Here is a 17,044-nt window from a genome sequence, read left to right as displayed (position 1 = left end):
CGTTTTGGCGTCGGTGCGCGCACATGCTCTGAGCTGCGGTGCGCGACTTCCGATCAAGCCCCTTCCGACGTCCGCCTCACCCGCCGCGCCGTTGCGGCCCTTGCTGAACTCCGCATGAACCGCGCGCCCCACGAAGTCCACCCAGCGGGCACCCTGCTGGTCCGCGATGCCGACGCCACCTGCTGGTGGACCTGGGCCGGGTACCGCGCCAACGCCACCCTCGCTGCCTCCCTCGGCAACCTCGCCGACCCCGTCCAGCGCCCCACCGACACGCATGTCCGCCTCCGTCAGGACCTCTCCCCCGCCGACTGGAAAACCGCCCGCGCCGAGCTCCCCGACTCCCTCACCCTGCCTACCGTTGACCCGCGGGCAGTCCGCGGCCTCAAGTTCTCGGCGGCCCTACCGCCTCGCATCGCCACCACCACCCTCGCCGAACGCCTCGCCGACTTCGACGGCGCCCTCGCCGCAGCCCGCGAGCCCGTACGGATGGAATGGGGCACCTGAACAACCCCGAACACAGGCGAATTTTCGGGCGGCTGAGATCCTTCTTGGCTCGATGACGCTCGCTCTTATCTCGATGTCGATGCGGTGGCCGGTGTTGTCTACCCACCTAGGCTTTCACCACGAGGGGCAGGCAGGTCCTGCTCACCGAGGTCGAGGTCCGCCTCCACCAGCCACGCCCCGGTTCCAGCCTTGATACCAACGCACTTACAGCGGCTAACACAATGAGGTGGCTCGGTCCTGATGGCCGTGTCCAGGGTGGTAGTTGACCGTTCGGTCCGGTGTGGGGATGTCGCCGTGGATCGTGTCGGATGAGCTGTGGGACCGCTTGGAGCCGCTGTTGCCGCAGCGTGAGCGGCGCTTTCGGTATCCGGGCCGCAAGCCGCTGCCAGACCGGCAGGTGCTGTGCGGGATCCTGTACGTGCTGCACACCGGGATCCAATGGGAGTACCTGCCCAAGGAGCTGGGCTTCGGCTCGGGCATGACGTGCTGGCGACGCTTACGGGACTGGAACCAGGCCGGCGTCTGGCTACGGCTGCACGAGGTCCTGCTGGCCGAACTGACCGCGGCCTCGCGGCTGGACTGGTCCCGCTGCGTGGTCGACTCCTCCCACGTCAGGGCGGTAAAAGGGGGAGCCAGACGGGCCCCTCACCGGTCGACCGGGGCCGAGCCGGCTCCAAGCATCACTTGATCACTGACGGGCGCGGCACCCCGCTCGCGGTCCTGCTGACCGGCGGCAACCGCAACGACGTCACCCAGCTGCTTCCCCTGCTCGACGCGATCCCACCGGTCCGCGGCCGGGTGGGTCGTCCCCGCCGCAAGCCGGACTCGCTGTTCGCCGACCGCGGCTACGACCACGACATCTACCGCGACCGGGTCCGCGCCCGCGGAATCGTGCCCGCGATCGCCCGCCGTGGCACCCGGCACGGCACCGGCCTGGGCATCTACCGCTGGGTTGTGGAGAGGAGTTTTGCCTGGTTGCACGGCTTCCGACGCCTGCGGATCCGGTGGGAACGGAGAGCCGACATCCACGAAGCGTTCCTGAAACTCGCCTGCTGCCTCATCACCCACCGACAACTCACGGCAGTGCGCTGACGTTGGGATGCAAGGCCGCCGGTCACCTTCGGGGTGCGCGGGGCTCATGCCATGATCCGGTCTCATGAGTGACCGTTCAATTTCACCCGCCTGGCTGGCCTCGTGGACAGACAGAGTCTCCGTGACCCTCACGGCGATGACAGGCGAGTTCGAGCGTCGGCACGGCTTTCCTCCTGGCACCAACGAGGTCCGGCCGGCCGACCGCGACGATCAGGCCGCGGCTCGCGCGCTTGCCCAAGCGGCTGTCATACCGGCTGACCTGGTCACCTTCTACGACAGCATCGGCGACGTCACCTGGGCGGACGTAGGCAACGGCTACTTCCTCGATCCGGCAAGTGACGTCCTTCTACGGCTCCAGGAGTACGGCGCTGTCGACGTCGGCGCGAACCAGAAGGACCTTGGTCTGGTAATTGGCTCGAACGGCGGCGGCCTGTCCTACGTCGCGAGCCCTGATGGGTCGGTTCATCGGACACGGACGGCGTCGCTGGACGAACCGGAACTCGACAAGGTAGCCGATGACCTGCGGCAGTTCCTAGAACTGCTGGAGCAATCCCTGACGCGGTTCGTCGCCGATGGCGAGCCAGGATCTCTCTAGGTCAGCCGCGGGGCCCATTCTGTTAGCTGTTGTTACTCGAGCTCAAGAGATCACCCATTTGAGATGGAACCACTCAGGTTGCCATGACTGCGTCCAGATACTCTTGCACCGGCTCGAACAGCCCATATGGCACATACTGCGGAATATCGCCATGGGCGACCCACGCAAGCTCAGCCAACTCCTCGGCGTCCGCGACATGGGCAGTACCGCCCACCACCTCACAGACCGTGTACGACATCAACCGACCCGTCTTCGGGTGGATCCGCTCGCCGAGCAGCTTCATGGCGGCCACCTCCACCCCGGTCTCCTCATGGGTCTCTCGTACGGCGGCGTCTTCGCGAGTCTCGCCCGGCTCAATTTCGCCGGCCGGGAACTGCCACGAGAGCTGTCCCTCGCTGACCCGGCGCCGCACCATTAGCACGCGCCCCTCGCTGACAACGACGGCCGCGGCAATGCCCGGCTGCTCCTCCGCATTCTGCTGCGTCACGTCTGCTCCTCCAGGACAGCCAGGATGGGTGGGAAGATCGTATCGACGGGGATGAAGCGGGCGATTAGACGTGGGGCCGGCGCAACATAGCGTGGGATCGCCGGTTAGCCAAACCGGCGATCCCACGCATGATTGGTAGTCCACCGCCACGACCTGCCCCTATGTCGAAAGGCATCACCCGACGAACACAGGCCACCCAGAAAGCACGCACGGCCGAGAGACCCGCCAGCGATCACGCCGCCGCGTAACTCGCCATGAACAGACTTTGCGCCCGCTCCACGTCCCTCGGGGTACGCAACTGCACCTCCAGATCACCTGTCCCGTGATGACCGAGGCCGGAGACATCCCGGGTGAATCCCGGGACGAGGTCGACATCCTTCGGGTCGACCTTCAGGTAGACCAGCAGCTTGCTCCGCTGGGGCGGACAGAGGCAGGCGAAGTTCCGCAGCCGCTGATACGCCCGGTACGTCTTGCGCTCGACGCGGTTCACACCGTCTCCAAGCGCGAGCAGTGCCTCATCGACCGCCCTCGCCAGCTCCACCATCGACGCGTCCTGGGCATCGGCTGCTGCCCGAGCAACCGCCTGGCCACTCCCTCGGCGTACCACCTGCATATCGCCGCTCACAGACGCCACGGTCTCAAGCCCGAGCAGGTCGGTGCCGAAGAATCGGTAGCGGACCAGGTCGATCGACCGCCGGTGCTCGCGCACCGCATGCACGTCGTAGCGGGTGAAATCGCCGGCAATGCAGATCAGACGCGGACCGCTCCACAGGACCTGGGACGCGGCCGTCACCCCGAGCCGGTCGCGGACCAGGTGCTCGAACTCGGCACGGTGGTCCATTAGCCACGCCAGGTAGAACAGGCCCTGGTTGATGACGCCGGCGTCGACGCCGCGCTTGTACTCGACGATGACCGGCGATCCGTTCTCGTCCAGCCCGAGCGAATCGATCCGGCCCTTGTGGACCGGCCCGGTGCCGTACTCGCTCGCCAGGAAACGGACGCCTAGCAGCGTCTCCATGTGCGCCTCGACGAGACCCTGCACATCTGCCTCGACCTCAGCAAGACGCGGCATGACCTCGCTCACTCCGCATTGCGATGCGTCCGTCCGGAACAACTTCAAGCCGACCACCCCCGTTATCGCATAGGAGATCGACAACGTCGGACAGGCAGAGATTTGTTTCCGCAATCGGCGCGAGTCACGTGAAGGACGTGTGCCGGAGGCCCGATCGACCGGGTCAGTTGCCCCGGCGTGCAGCACGCAGGCCGGTGCTAGCCGTCATTCGTCGGCGTCCAGCACGAATCCAGCACGGTGAACATCAACAGAGCCAGACCCCCAATTGACCTGCAGTGGTGCAACGGGGCGAACTGCGACCCATGCAACACCCAACTCATCCGCGGTAACCGTTCGTCACAGTGCTGGGCAATGCAGTGAAGTGCTGGACTCTGCCGACTCCTCTCCGGCATCGTGCCTCACGCTGCCAGAGTGAGCCCCTCCACGGCGAGCGAGGCAACATAGCCCCAAATCGCCGGTTAGCCAAACCGGCGATAACGCGGAGTATTGACGGTCACCGCGATGACGGGCGCATGCGGTGTCCGTAGGCCCGGCACGGGCTACCCGCCAAGACGAAAGTAATCGGAATGCACACGCAGATCGAAGAGACTCTGGGCCCTCGCTATAGCCCCGCTCACATCCGCGCCACCTGGGGCGGAACGGGGAGCGTGGAGGACGCCTCAAAGGCGCTGGGATTCTCACGGGCCAAGGGATACGACCTGATCCGCAGCGGGCAGTTTCCGTGCCGTGTGCTACGCATCGGCCGTAAGACGCGTGTTGTCACGGCGTCCCTACTCCGCGTCCTCGAAAGCGGAGATCCGGAGTATAACGATGTCCGCGCCGGATGCCGCCCCACGCCGTAAGAGCTCGTAACACGATCTTGTTGCGGTGCCCTGATCGGGCGTGACCAGTACGACGATTCTGCCGTTCGTGAGGTGTGAGGAACCGGCCGTGGATCGTGGACGACGACTTGTAGGCGCTGATCGGGCCGCTGCTACCGCCGTGGCCGCAGAAGGCGCCTGGTCCGAAGCCGGTGGACGACCGGCTCTGCTTGCAGGGCATCTTGTACGTCCTCTACAACGACGTGAGCTGGCAACTGCTGCCGCTGGAATTGGGGTTCGGCTCAGGTCAGACCTGCTGGCGCCGGCTCGGCCGGTGGCATGAAGCCGGTGTCTTCGACCAGTTGCACCGCCTTCTGCTCGCCAAGCTGCACGCGGCCGGCGAGCTGGACTGGTCGCGGGCCTGCGTGGATGCCTCCCACATCCGCGCCAAAAAGGGGGTGAAGGCACCGGTCCGTCACCGGTCGACCGCGGGAAGACAGGCAGTAAGCACCATCTGATCTGCGACGGCAAGGGCACCCCGTTCAAGGTCATCACTACCGCCGCCAACGTCAACGACGTCACCCAGCCCCTGGCCTTGGTCGACGGCATCCCGCCCGTGGCCGGCAGGCCCGGTCGTCCACGGCGCCGCCCCGAAGCGCTGCTCGGCGACAAGGGATACGACAGCAACCCCAACCGCCACGAGCTGCGGAGGCGTCGCATCCTGCCGGTGATCTCCCGCAAGGGCGCCCTGAACATCAAGGGCCTGGGCAAGCTCCGTTACGTTGTCGAGCAGACTTTCTCGCTCCTGCACCACTTCAAGCGCCTGGGCGTTCGCTGGGAGCGGCGGCTCGACCTGCACGAAGCCCTCGTCTCCCTTTCCTGCAGCCTCATCTGCTGGAGACGCCACAAGAGGGCCGTTCCAGATCACCGACACACTGCTATGCCTGGAAGGCTGCGATCTGGTCCGGTACTGAGAACCCTGAAGCACAGTCCGGACACGTCGTGCGTCCGAACAGATGGGTCAGGTGGTCCGCGGCCGCTGACTGCCCGGCCCTGACGGCCAGATCGTGCAGCCGAGACGCCAGCGGCGGCAGGTCCACGGGGGCCGCCGGGCGGACTGCGGTGAGTATGGGTCCCTCGCGGCCGACAACCCGAAAACGCGCGTTCGGGTCCCGACGGCGAGTGCCTCGAAGCTTGGAGGAGAGGTCGATTTCCAAGCTCCCTGCGCAGGAGGGGCACACCACACGGTAAGCATCGCCGCGCAAGTTGCGCCTCCATATGGGCACCCCCTCGAAAGCCAGAAGATGCTCCAGCCAGTACAAAAAGTCGTCTTCATCGCCCTCGAAGGGCCTTGCCATCACCTGCTTCTGCGTCAGCTGGTGCAGCTCGTTGATCGCAGACGGGTAGCGACCCTGGACGTAACCGGGCTCGTGAAGTTGCTGCTCCTCGACGACGATGCGGCCGGCCAGCCCAAGGGCCTGCCAACAACCGCCCGGCTTGCGACCGGTAGCGATGTCCGCCAGAACGGGCAGGGCGGCAAAGCTGGCCGTGTACACCGAGCCCTGGTGGTAGAGAGAAGCCCACAGCTCCTCCCACGCCACTTCAGCCAGCTCAGGATCACCGACCTCGTCGAAGAGCCGTGGCAGGTCAGATGCGGATCCATAGGCGTGCTTCAGATGGGACCAGTCCAGGGTCATGGCCGCAATCATCCCAGCCGCATCCGTCTCACCAATCTCGCCACCAAGATCGTGTTACGAGCTCTAAGCAGCGATTCGTCATGATCGCGAACTACGGCTGGAGTATGAGGACGACGACACCTGCGAGAGCGTCTTGGAACGTCGCGTCTATTCGACGGCGTCGACACAGACAGCGTAGACAGTGAATGTGGAAGTCGTATCGCTGGCATTCTGGGCAGCAACGGCCCATCCGGTGGGCGGGTTTGCGCCCAAGGGCGTCGGATATGAACCCAAAGGTGTGGCTGTGAACGTCGTGCCGATGAGGAAACCCCCGCCGGTGGCCACCTTTCCTTCTGGGCAATCGGCCTGGGCGTTAATCGCGGAACCCGGCGGAACGCTTCCCTCGGCAGTGACGACTTCTGCGCCGGTGATGCCGCCCCCTGTTGGCGGGGTGGGATTCGTCTGGGACGCACTCTGGCTGCAACTGACGTTCTGCGTGCCCTTGAAGACGTTGCCCTGACCCACCTGTCCTGCGGGGAAGCAGGCAAGGGTGATGGATGGAGTGTTGAGCAGCGAAAGCAGGCCCCCGTCCTGCGCCTGAGCGCCGCCGCCACTGAAGCAGACCACCGCGATTGCAGCAGTACCGACCGCGGCGAGTTTCTGCGCAACCTTCAACTCTTCGCCTCTTTTCTGTGTCTCTTCAACTCTGGGTACTCCGCCCAAAGAATGCGGCCAACGCGAAGCAGGTCATCTCTCGACACGCCGTGTGCCGCACCTCCCCGCCTATTCGGCTCATCGCGGACACATGCTTTTCCCGTTTGGCACACCACAACGCAAGCACCACTCCACGGCCCTGCTAATACTCCAGCTGTAGATCGTGATCAGGTGCCGTGGGGCACTGCCCTGCATGATCACCAGGCTACGGTGCGTGGTGTTGGACTGTGCCGATGCCGTTGGGCTGTCCCGGTTCTACCAGTCGCTTCGCGGCGGCGTCGTGAACCAGCCGGATCCACGGTGGTCACTCGGGGAGGGCAGGGCCACACTCCACACCGACGGCAGGCTCGTGCTGGCCTTCGAGGTCGCAGTGCTGGCCATCGACGAGACCAGCGAAGTGAAGAAGGGCACCCACCCCCTCGCCGTCCAGCGCCAGGACATCACGCGCCTCCGCAAGGTTCTCGATCCTCCGATCCCGCCGCAAGAAGAAGCCCTTTTCGAGATCTAAGACCGTGTTTGAGATCTGCCGTGCCCCAGCGGTGAGCCTGTCGTTGCACCTGCGTGAGTGAATCTATGGGTGGGTATCCGTCGGACCTGACGGATGAACAGTGGGCTCTGGTGGAGCCGTTGCTGCCGCCGGCGCGGGTGGGGCCGAGGGGCGGGCGGCGAGAGAAGCATCCGCGGCGTCGGATGGTGGACGCGATCTTCTACGTGGTGCGGACTGGCTGCGCCTGGCGGCAGCTGCCGAAAGACTTCGCGCCCTGGCCGACGGTGTACTGGTACTTCACCTGGTGGCATGACGACGGCACAGTCGAGCGGATCCATGACGCTTTGCGTGACCGGGTTCGGGAGGCCGACGGCAGAGCCGTCGCGCCGAGCGCAGGGCTGATCGACTCGCAGTCCGTCCGCACGGCCGACGCCGTCCCGGCTTCGACCAGGGGCTTCGACGCGGGCAAGAAGGTCAAGGGGCGCAAGAGGTTCATCGTCACTGACACACTCGGCCTGCTGTTGGCCGTCCACGTCGTCGCCGCGAGCGTCCAGGACCGCGACGGTGCGAAACGCCCACTGCTGTGGACCCGCCTGGATCACCCGGGGGTCAAGAAGGTCTGGGCCGACGAAGGCTTCGCCGGACGTCTGGTGGACTGGACCGCCGCGATCCTCGGCCGAGAACTGGAGATCGTCCGCAAGAACCCCGGCCAGAGAGGCTTCCAGGTCCAGCCCAAGCGGTGGGCGGTAGAGCGGACATTTTCGTGGGTCACCGCCCATCGCCGGCTCGCCCGGGACTACGAGACCAGTCCTGCCCGCGCGGAAACCATGATCCGATGGGCGATGATCGGCATCATGGTCCGTCGGCTCACTCGAGGCCGTTCCGCGACGCGCCCCGGCCCACGGCCACTCGTGCGACAACTCTCATAAGCCGCCTCGCCCCTCACCGAACTCTGCGGCGACTGTCGGCAACCTAAAGAGCCAGGAACTCCTCGACCTTCCGTTTCAGGTCGGGCGGTAGGTCGGCCAACTCCGAGACAATCAGACGCAGGTCCCGTTCGCGTTCGGGGTGCTTGCCCCAGACCTCTGAGGTCCTGGTGAGCACGGCGACCAGCAGATCGCCCTCGTACATGTCGCCCTCCGCCATCGGGTCCAACCGCAGGACCTCCAGCGCCAGCGGTAGGAGGTGGGTCAGGCCTATGTTCTGCCCGATCAGTAGGCGCATGTCCTCGACTGTCAGCGCGCCGATCGGCTTGCGCCGCAGCTCATGCGCGGTCGCCACAAGCCGGGTCGCGTCGCCCGACGGGGCTGGCCAGCGGTCGCGCTCAAGCTCTTCGAGGGAGCGGTCACGGTTCACGAGTCGAGTCACCGATGGATCGTCCCATGTCAGATCTCAAACGCGGTCTCAAGGCCCTGATTACCCACGCCGTCAGCCAGGCGGCGAGGTTTCTCGGATATGACGTGCGAGTGCAGCACGAGGATACGAAGGTGACTGGGCCGAAACGCTCGGTCAATGGGCAGATCGCCTATTCGTTCCCCGTGACGTAATTCGGCAACGCTGTAAGCTGTACATGCGCCGAGGGATGCCTACGCATCGTTCGATTCTGATTCACGACAGCGACTACAGCATCGTGATGAAGTATCAGAATGAGTACCGCGGGGTCGTCCAGTACTACCTTCTGGCGCAGGACGTCTTTCGCCTGCACGCCCTCAACTGGGTGATGGGGTCATCCATGCTCAAGGCCCTGGCCGCGAAGCACAGTTCCACCGTAAGCAAGATGGTGCGATGGTACAGAGCGACCGTTGACACTCCGCTTGGCTCGCGGAGGTGCTTCCAAGTCACAGTTGCCCGTGAGGGAAAGAAGCCGCTGGTCGCCCGCTTCGGCGGGATCCCTCTGCAACGTCAGCGTGGCGCCGTCCTCAAGGACACCGCCCCGGTCATGCAGTCGACAACCAATGAGCTCATCCATCGACTGCTCGCCGGGCAATGTGAAATCTGTGAGTCCGGGGTCGGGCTGCAAGTCCACCACATCCGCAAGCTCGCCGATCTCAACAAGCCAGGCAGACCGGACCCGCCTGGGTGGGTACGCCTGATGGCGCGAAGGCGGCGCAAGACGCTTGTCGTCTATGAATCCTGCCATCAGGACATCCATGCAGGCAGGCACAACATCTCAACGCGAAAACGATCACTGGAGAGCGGGATGCTGTGAAAGTGGCCTGTCCCGTTCGGGGAGGGGCCGACGGAAAAGGACCCGCACAGCGGGCACCTCGCCGGCGGCCTACTCCACGCGGTACGCACCGACCAGCACGATTGCGAGCCGTGAACTGCGGGACCTGCTGGGGGCCCGGGTGCATTTCGGTGCCGACCTGGCCGTGTTCGTGACGACCACGCGGTTCAGTCGGCCGTCCGAGAAGTTCGCGTTGCAGCATGGGATTCTCGCCGTGCACCGTGACCACCTGGGGGTGTGGAACGGAGGGGCCTCCTTGATGTCACTCGCCGAGATCAACGGTGCCGGTCAGGGGGACGCCCGGCACCGGACACGCTGGAAGCAGGCGTACAGCGAGTAACCCCCTGTATAGGGGCAGGAGGCAGGGCTGCTGCCTGATCAGCTCCCTTTCGTGTCGTACAGCCGCCACGCCGGCCAGCGGATGGCTTCTTCTTTCTCGCCGCTGCCGCTCAGCAGGTTCCGCCGGTGCAGCGTCAGCCGCAGATGACGTGCCGCGTCGGCGCCTTTATCTGGCCCCCGATCGAGCAGCACGGCCCGGGTCGCTGTGCCATCGGTGCCGCGCACCAGCGCATCGGCCGGATGCCCATGGAGGCTCTCACCCAAGGTGACGGTGGCCCCGGGTAGCCGGGAGAGGGCCTGATAGAGGCGCTTGGACAGGGGGTCGCCGGCCTGGTCGTGTGGCCTGGAGCCGTCGTTTTCCGCTGCGTCGAGCAGCGCGCCGGCCACACCGCCCCGCTTCCGCCAGCGGTCTTTGTCCCCCACCACGATGAGGTGACTGCGTGCTCTGGTGATGGCGACGTTCCAGAGATTCAGCTGGCCGGCGACCCATTCGACGGCACCGGGGCGCATGCCCTCCCCGGCGACAAGTGAGAACACCATGACGTCGCGTTCGCCGCCTTGGAAAGTGTGCACCGTACCGACGCGCAGACGCTCCTCGTCATATCGGCTCAACCGACGGCGCAGTGCTTCGGCCTGCGCTGTGAAGGGGGTCACGACGCCGATGGTGGCTCCTGGGGGCAGTTGCTCCAAGAGGTACCGGACGCTCGCATCCACTTTGTCCATCTCGACCTCGTTGACCCACGAGCCGCCGTACGGCGACCGGGCGGCCCGTCCGGGCACGTGGGTCCAGATGACTGCCGGACGCGGCAGGGCAGGCCGTCCGCGAGTGTCCGTGAGAACGGTCAGGTCACCGTCGTAGAAGAAGTCGTTGGAGATCGCGGCGATGCGCGGGTGGCAGCGGAAGTGTTCGTCGAGCAGCAGGGTGCCGCCGGCGGACTTTTCGGCGGCGTGGAAGGCGGAGTGGCGCCGGTAGGCAAGGCGGTGCTTCTCCAGCCATTCCGATCGCAGTCCGAGTTTCCGTCGGACGAGCGCCTCGCGTTCCGGGCTGACCTCCGTGATGTGCGCCAATTGCATGGCGTCGCCGATCACCAGAGCCCGCCGCGCGCGGAACAGCAGCGGCAGGACGTGCGGGATGGCGCACTGGCTGGCCTCGTCGATGACGACGAGGTCGAACAGAGCCGGGCCGGGTGGGAAACGCCGGGCGGAAAGGCTGGTCACCGCCCAGCCGGCCACCGCGGGCTGGGCCTTCTGCCCGCGGGCCCGGCCGAGGACTTCCCGTATGTCGGGCCAGTCGCTGCGGTCGCTGTCCCGTGCGCGGAGCAGGTCGAGGATGCGGCGACGCCCGGCCCGTGCGTGTGCCTGCACAGTGCTGGCGAGAAGGGTGCGCGACGCGGCATGCACAGCCGCCTCGGCGCCGTGCAGAGCTTTGGACAGATGTGTGTCATCGACGGAAGCCACATGACTGTGCAGGTCACGCCAGTCGGCCTCGGCGGCGGCGAAGCCGGCGAGCGCGAGGCACCCTGCGACGTGATCACCGTCGTACGCGCCGAGGCCGTGCGTACGCAGAAAACGGGTGCGCCGCCAGCGCCCGAGGAACCACGCGCGGGCGAGGCGGCCCGCCTTCTCCTCCACCTCTTTCGGCTGAGTCGGCCCATTGAGCACCTGGTGCAGTTCGGTTACGGCAACACCGAGCTGCCTGGCGTGCTCCTCGCGGGCCTCACCGGCCTGGCGCAGCTGCCGTTCCGTGGTCGCGATATGCGCGAGAGCGTGCCGGTCACGGGCGAGCTGGTCGGCCGACACGTCGACCTCCACGGCGGCGGTGGCCACGTTGGGCGAGGGATCGGCCATGGTCCGCAACTCGTGCAGGGCGGCGATCTCGTGCTCTGCATTGCTCGTCGCGTTCTTTCGGGCCGAGCCGGTGCGTACGACGCTGCCGGGGACCAGCCTGTCGCACCGACGCCAGACCTCGTCCACGGCCTCGTTGTTCGTGGACGCCACCAGGACGGTCTGCCCGTCGACGATGGCGGTGGCGACGAGATTGGCCACCAGCTGGCTCTTGCCGGTGCCGGGAGGACCCGTGGCCACGGTCAGGCGGCGGGTCATGGCAGAACGGATGACCTCGGCCTGGGCTTCGTTACAGGGCAGAGGCGTCACCAGGCGCACCGGTTCCGTATCTGCCAGAGCCAGCGCACGTGCGCGCTGGGCGGCGTCGGGCGCGAGGGCGCCGAGGGCGGTCATCTGGATCTGGTCCGTCTGCTTTCCGATGTCCGTGAAGTCGTCGAGGAGCCGCTTCGTGAAGCCGGTTTTGGGAAGGGCCGTGAAGAGGACCGCGGCATTACGGGCACCGTGGCCGGGAGTGTGGACGTCGATACGGTCCGCAAGCTGGTCGGGGCGGAGTTCCTGCACGCACGGCAGCTCGAAGTCCTCGGCCAGGAGATTACGGGCCTCCACTGCCATACGGTCGTGCTGACCCCGGTGCCAGGAGGGCTGGAAGGTGTCCGCGAGCTGGGAGGCTTCTTCCTCGCCGAGCCAGTCGACCGCGAGTCGTGGATGTGGCTGAACCGGACCGTAGGGTTTCAGCCGCACCCCGCCCTCCCCTTGGACGATCTCGACGCGCCGTATCAGCAAGGGGGCGAACTTCGGATGCCGCCAGGAGCGTCCGGTGCGCGGCCCCGTCAGGACCACGGCGGGATAGCCCGCCCAGAGCTCGGCGTCCTGCTGGGTCGCCGATTCGATGAGGGCGGCTGCCTCCTCGGGGAGGGCGACGCAGCCGTCGGCATCGACATCGCCCGACAGGAAGCGTTCCGCCCCGGTCAGGCAGGCGTACGACGCGTTGGGATGCCCCACCTCCATCAGCGGCGTCTCGGTGTCACCGGCCAGGACGCACTCGCGGTAGTAGTCCAGGAGGACGGACCAGGTCGGCTGAGTTACCGCAGACTTCGCGGGGCCGGCTTGCGGCTGATCCGCGGCCTGACGTGGTCGGTGACTCAGCGGTTCGAGAATCGGGGCACGGCCGAGCGGAGAGGCGGCGATCACGATGCGGTCGTCGACACCGTGCGCCGAATGCACCGGTACCTGTCGGCCTCCTCGTGCCCGCATACGCCGGTTGACGTAGGCGAACAGGTCGTCCACCGACACTTCACTGCTGCCGTCCTTGCTGACCCTGCCCGTTCGGAGGGCTTCGATCACCTCGGCGGTGAACGCGGAAGGCTTCACGTCGGCGCCTTGACCGGCATCGGCGTACGAGTCCTCGCCGGCGCGCGAGGACGACAGGACGTAGACGCCCCGACTGGTCAGCAGGGCCGACTCGCCGGACTTGGCCACGGTGCCATCCGGCTGCTGGTCGGAGGTGCGCAGGCCGACGGCGAAGCCACCGCTGCGACAGCAGTCGATCATCACCACCTTCTGCGGCGCGATGCACTGTTCCAGCAGCTCATTGACGAAACCGGCGCTAACACCGGTCTCGGCCACCCGGTCGAAGTCGGTGTCCCGGGCGACGACGTGGAACTCGCCGCCGTCCCTGACCCGTCTCACACCGTGCCCCGAGATGTACAGCAGTGCCAGTTCGTCCTCGTCGCACGCCGTGAGAAACTCGCCGATGGCCAGTCGCATGTCGTCGGCCGTGAGGTCGGTCTTCGTCTGGATGGAGACGAAGTTGCCGATATTTCGATGCCGCAGAACCTGACCGAGCCCCCAGACGTCCGCCTGTGCGGACGGCAGTGGCGCGAAGCGACCGTCGTCATAGTGCTCGGTGCCGATCAGCAGGGCGCGGCGTTTGTGCAGACGGGTCACGCGGCGCCGTCCTCCGGGCCCGGGCCCTCGCCAGTGGTGGCCCGGTCCAGGAACTCGTGGACCATGCGTTCCTGCGCCGCGTCCGGACGACCTGTGATCTTGACCGAGTTCTCCCCGTAAAACACCTCGACCTTGCGGTGCCGTTCCTTGGCACACCACTCTTTGATCAGGGTGATCAGCACTTGAGAGACCGGACGGGCGACAGCGGTTGCCGTGGCCGCCCACAGCGCCACCTCGCCCACGCCCGCACCCTTGTGTCCAGGCTCAGCAGACGCTTCTTCGTCCGCGAAGCCGACGGCCAGGCCGTCTGCCGCCCGTAACGTGTCGTACAGGTCCCGGGTGAGGCGCTCTTGCCGAAGCGTGTCGCCGCCCGTGGGCACAACGAGTCGCCACTGGAATCCCCCGCCCTGCATGGGCCCTCCTTGCTGCCGTTTCATCGCTTTACTGCTCTGCGCACGTGACTCTGGCATGAGGAACGCCTGCGGAGACAGTCGTGGCAGAGCGAGGGTGACGGCATTCGGCCATCCTCGCTCTGCCCCCTCCGGCCGTCGTCCGCCGGTCAGCTCCGCTTCTTGGCCCGGCGCCTTCTGTGCGTCTCCGGCAGAAGGCTCATCACCATGATCGAGCCGTCCTCACGCAGGGACACCGGTCCATCCCAGTAGTCCTCGAACCGCGCGGAACGCCAGGACGAGCGCAGGGCGTGTGCCTCTCGCCGGTATTGCTCCACCCGCCCGTCCCGCAGGTGGCGGAAGAGGTTTTCGGCGAGTCCGGAGAACGCCTCGACCCGGGTGCCGTTCAGCCGGAACACATGGTCGGTGCCGACGAAGGTCGCCCCGCCGATCTCGATTTCCACGTCCTGAACGATGCCGGTACCGGCATGGGTGAAGCCTTCGAAATGCCGGCGGCCCTGCCGCTTTGTCAGGTACTGCGCGATGAGTTCTCCGCCGCCGGTGAAGCCCGTCAACCCGGCAGCTCCCGCACGCGCGAGAGCCCGCCGGAACCAGGCGTACTGCTCGGGCTGCACCTGGAAGCCGCTGACCCGCTGTTCTTTCCCGTCGTCAGGGTCCGGGACGCGAACGTCCGGGTAGTTGTTCAGATCGTCGAGTGCCTGGTCGGCGTCCGCAACCGGATCGTCGGGCGCGAAGACCAACGCCCCGTCGCCGTTGGCCTGCAAGACGTGAACGGTGATGCCGCCCTGCCCGAGCAACTCGGTCGACGTCACCAGCACCGGCGTCTCGTTCCACGGGCCCACGTGCACCGCTTCCACCTGCGCCGATGCGCTGGCCAGTTGGGTGTACACGTAGGAAGTCTTCCCATGCATCCCTTTACAGGCAAGGGGAACGACCTTCGACGGCTCGCCCGGCTTCCACGCCTCCAGGAAGAAGTCGGGCCGCTGCCGTACCCAGTCCCGACGCCGCACATCCTTGCCCACCAGAGCCCAGCCGGCCTGTAGCGCGATGTCAGCGTCCACGACGGAAACGCTGTATCCCGGATACCGTTTCCGGACGATGCGTTCGGCGACGGCGAGCGCGAATCCAATGCCCAGCTCCCCGGACTGAACGGTCTTGTAGTGCCGTCGAGGGTTCAGCCCCTCCTCGGACAGCTTCATGTACTTTCCGGCGCTGCCCTCCAACGCCTGGCAGTACTTCAAACACCCCCAGTGCTCCGCCAACCCGCGTCCGGCGCCCTGCCGGGAGAGTACGGTGGCCCGTCCGAGGGCGTGCAGAACCTCCCACGGCGTCACGGTGACCGACTGCCCTACCTCCACTGCGGGCACTCTCCGCAACTCCGGTTTGCGCCGAACCGGTTCCCGTCCGCCCTGCAGCCGCTCCTTGTCGTCCTCGGCCGCAGCGTCCGCCACGGCGCCGGCCAGAGCGGTGGTCGAGGCGACCTGCACGTGCCAGGGCTTCACCAGGTTTTCGAGTACAACTGACGTGTCCGTCACTGTGTGCTCCCCCCTACGACATGCCGGATCTACACGGCAAAGACGTGACGGTAGAACGGGTACCAGGGGCGCATACAAGGGGGCATACAGACGCGTTGGCTCATATGGCATTAGAGGGCCAACGTGCACTGGTCGGACGTGATGCCGATGCACCTGCGGCATTCCTCTTACGAGGAGTCGTACGCGAAGCGCAGGCCGAAGGAAAACGGGCTTGATCTCCTCCGGCTGTCGGAGACTGAGGGCTGCCGCTGTTGCTCATGGCGGACACGGCCAGCTCCTGACGAAGCGGTCCTGGAAGACTATGCCGACAGACGATGCCTGATCCTTCAGGACGAAGCTTCTACCGGTGGGCGCACCATGTCACCGGGGTAACTGCAATCCCCTGACATTTCGTCGGGTTCAGGGACGTATGAAAAACCGAGCTTAAGCCACACTCCGTACAGCTCCCGGTCCCACGCAGACAAGATGATCTCTTGATCGGGCACCCGAGCAAACAACTCATCGACCAAAGCTCGTGCCACTCCCCTTTGCCGGAACTCGGGAGAAACGTGGAGCTCATAAAGCCTGACGTAGCCGGGCTCGCCGCCTGCCGCGCGCTGCAGACTGGAGTGAAGCCATCCCATACGCACGCCTTGGTCGGGGTCCTCTGCGATCAGGGCGTGCAGCGCCTCCGCCAGGGAGGCGGCCCCCTCCTGCTTCTCGACGGTGACCGTCCAGCCCTCGGTGTTGTTGCTCATCCATTCGATGTCGGCTGGATGAGCGTCACGGACCCTGATCTTCATGCTTCATAGCCTACGGCTGCGCCTCCAATGGCCATCTTGGCCGTGTGAGCCTGCCCAAGTGGCCGGCCTCTCGGGCTAAGTAGCAATCGAGACGCATGAGACTGTCTCGCCCCGATGCGGCGTTCGTAGTAGTTACGGGAGTACGGATCGACGCCCACATAAACGTCACAGGCGACAGCGATGCAGCCGTAGCCTGGTCACAGGCCGAGATGACCAGTTCAGCTGCCGGTGGTCAGCCAGTCGATCCGGCCGTAACCGCTCCCGCACTCACGCGTCCCGGTCGCGCTTGGAGGAACACGCACCCCGGTACGGATGGATAAGCGGGTGCGATAGCAAATCAGGCACCCGAGAGAGTTACAGGCACGCGGACTCCTTAGCGGCACCGACCGCATCGTGCTCGCCAGCGCGTTCGACCTCACGTCGAAGCCGCACCGGAGCGCTCCGGTGCGGCTTCCATCGGCACGCTCGCCATCATGGCCGTCGTGAACATCGCGGTGATCACCCTGCGCCGCCGCGAGCCGGGCCTCACCCG

The 17,044-nt window shown here is 66.1% G+C and carries 17 protein-coding genes and 2 pseudogenes; 10 read left to right on the top strand and 9 right to left on the bottom strand.

The features are described 5' to 3' along the window. Window positions 1-66: 66 nt before the first annotated feature. From ABZ484_RS30380 to ABZ484_RS30370, 3 genes and pseudogenes are all read left to right on the top strand, one after another. Window positions 67-504, top strand: a pseudogene (locus ABZ484_RS30380) (ATP-dependent helicase); the annotation flags it as partial. Window positions 505-790: 286 nt separating this feature from the next. Then, a protein-coding gene (locus ABZ484_RS30375) for an IS5 family transposase (RefSeq protein WP_358869130.1) occupies window positions 791-1,596 on the top strand; the annotation gives its coding sequence in 2 pieces (ribosomal slippage) (window positions 791-1,108 and window positions 1,111-1,596; 804 coding nt in all). A gap of 136 nt (window positions 1,597-1,732) precedes the next feature. Continuing rightward, window positions 1,733-2,191 (top strand): SMI1/KNR4 family protein, encoded by a 459-nt coding sequence (locus ABZ484_RS30370; protein ID WP_358869129.1) that lies wholly within the window; start codon window positions 1,733-1,735, stop codon window positions 2,189-2,191. 73 nt (window positions 2,192-2,264) lie between these two features. On the opposite strand, the gene ABZ484_RS30365 is transcribed toward ABZ484_RS30370, so the two are convergent. Then, window positions 2,265-2,678: an NUDIX hydrolase gene (locus ABZ484_RS30365; protein ID WP_358869128.1), complete on the bottom strand. Its 414-nt coding sequence runs from the start codon at window positions 2,676-2,678 to the stop codon at window positions 2,265-2,267. 232 nt (window positions 2,679-2,910) lie between these two features. Next, entirely contained in the window at window positions 2,911-3,807 is an 897-nt protein-coding gene (locus ABZ484_RS30360; RefSeq protein ID WP_358869144.1) for a DUF5655 domain-containing protein, read from the bottom strand. Between the two features lie 509 nt (window positions 3,808-4,316). Between ABZ484_RS30360 and ABZ484_RS30355 the strand changes: the two genes are divergently transcribed. Next, window positions 4,317-4,592 (top strand): helix-turn-helix domain-containing protein, encoded by a 276-nt coding sequence (locus ABZ484_RS30355; protein ID WP_358869127.1) that lies wholly within the window; start codon window positions 4,317-4,319, stop codon window positions 4,590-4,592. A 116-nt stretch (window positions 4,593-4,708) separates the two neighbouring features. After that, window positions 4,709-5,454 (top strand): annotated as a pseudogene (locus tag ABZ484_RS30350) (IS5 family transposase); the annotation flags it as partial. A gap of 34 nt (window positions 5,455-5,488) precedes the next feature. Here the strand turns inward: ABZ484_RS30350 and ABZ484_RS30345 are convergent. Beyond that, window positions 5,489-6,247: a hypothetical protein gene (locus tag ABZ484_RS30345; RefSeq protein WP_358869126.1), complete on the bottom strand. Its 759-nt coding sequence runs from the start codon at window positions 6,245-6,247 to the stop codon at window positions 5,489-5,491. Window positions 6,248-6,394: 147 nt separating this feature from the next. Beyond that, window positions 6,395-6,901, bottom strand: a complete 507-nt coding sequence (locus tag ABZ484_RS30340; protein ID WP_358869125.1) for a hypothetical protein — start codon at window positions 6,899-6,901, stop codon at window positions 6,395-6,397. A 232-nt stretch (window positions 6,902-7,133) separates the two neighbouring features. Here ABZ484_RS30340 and ABZ484_RS30335 point away from each other — a divergent pair, with 232 nt between their 5' ends. Beyond that, window positions 7,134-7,448 carry a hypothetical protein gene (locus ABZ484_RS30335; protein WP_358869124.1) on the top strand — a complete coding sequence of 105 codons (315 nt, stop codon included), beginning with the start codon at window positions 7,134-7,136 and terminating at the stop codon, window positions 7,446-7,448. A 65-nt stretch (window positions 7,449-7,513) separates the two neighbouring features. Further along, window positions 7,514-8,356, top strand: a complete 843-nt coding sequence (locus ABZ484_RS30330) for an IS5 family transposase (protein ID WP_358869123.1) — start codon at window positions 7,514-7,516, stop codon at window positions 8,354-8,356. A gap of 43 nt (window positions 8,357-8,399) precedes the next feature. Here ABZ484_RS30330 and ABZ484_RS30325 read toward each other — a convergent pair whose 3' ends face one another. Beyond that, window positions 8,400-8,795: a contact-dependent growth inhibition system immunity protein gene (locus ABZ484_RS30325; protein WP_358869122.1), complete on the bottom strand. Its 396-nt coding sequence runs from the start codon at window positions 8,793-8,795 to the stop codon at window positions 8,400-8,402. 14 nt (window positions 8,796-8,809) lie between these two features. On the opposite strand from ABZ484_RS30325, the gene ABZ484_RS30320 reads away from it, so the two are divergent. The 3 genes from ABZ484_RS30320 to ABZ484_RS30310 are packed head-to-tail and all read left to right on the top strand — an operon-like array spanning window position 8,810 to window position 9,994. After that, entirely contained in the window at window positions 8,810-8,974 is a 165-nt protein-coding gene (locus tag ABZ484_RS30320) for a hypothetical protein (RefSeq protein WP_358869121.1), read from the top strand. Between the two features lie 23 nt (window positions 8,975-8,997). Beyond that, entirely contained in the window at window positions 8,998-9,636 is a 639-nt protein-coding gene (locus tag ABZ484_RS30315; RefSeq protein WP_358869120.1) for a group II intron reverse transcriptase/maturase, read from the top strand. Next, window positions 9,554-9,994 (top strand): restriction endonuclease, encoded by a 441-nt coding sequence (locus ABZ484_RS30310; protein ID WP_358869119.1) that lies wholly within the window; start codon window positions 9,554-9,556, stop codon window positions 9,992-9,994. Before ABZ484_RS30315 ends, ABZ484_RS30310 begins: the two co-directional genes overlap by 83 nt. A 38-nt stretch (window positions 9,995-10,032) precedes the next feature. Here the strand turns inward: ABZ484_RS30310 and ABZ484_RS30305 are convergent, their stop codons facing one another. The 4 genes from ABZ484_RS30305 to ABZ484_RS30290 all read right to left on the bottom strand — a co-directional run bounded on the left by ABZ484_RS30305 (window position 10,033) and on the right by ABZ484_RS30290 (window position 16,512). Beyond that, a complete protein-coding gene (locus ABZ484_RS30305) occupies window positions 10,033-13,785 on the bottom strand; it encodes an AAA domain-containing protein (RefSeq protein WP_358869118.1) in 3,753 nt (1,250 codons plus the stop codon). Beyond that, window positions 13,782-14,198, bottom strand: coding sequence for a hypothetical protein (locus ABZ484_RS30300; RefSeq protein WP_358869117.1), 417 nt, complete (start codon window positions 14,196-14,198; stop codon window positions 13,782-13,784). The genes ABZ484_RS30305 and ABZ484_RS30300 overlap by 4 nt, the downstream gene beginning before the upstream one ends. Before the next feature lie 146 nt (window positions 14,199-14,344). After that, a complete protein-coding gene (locus ABZ484_RS30295) occupies window positions 14,345-15,730 on the bottom strand; it encodes a hypothetical protein (RefSeq protein WP_358869116.1) in 1,386 nt (461 codons plus the stop codon). Window positions 15,731-16,056: 326 nt separating this feature from the next. Then, window positions 16,057-16,512 (bottom strand): GNAT family N-acetyltransferase, encoded by a 456-nt coding sequence (locus ABZ484_RS30290; RefSeq protein WP_358869115.1) that lies wholly within the window; start codon window positions 16,510-16,512, stop codon window positions 16,057-16,059. Window positions 16,513-17,044: the final 532 nt, after the last annotated feature.

The organism is Streptomyces sp. NPDC006393 (assembly GCF_040628575.1).
Lineage (GTDB): Bacteria > Actinomycetota > Actinomycetes > Streptomycetales > Streptomycetaceae > Streptomyces.
This window is presented reverse-complemented; position numbering and strand designations above follow the sequence as displayed.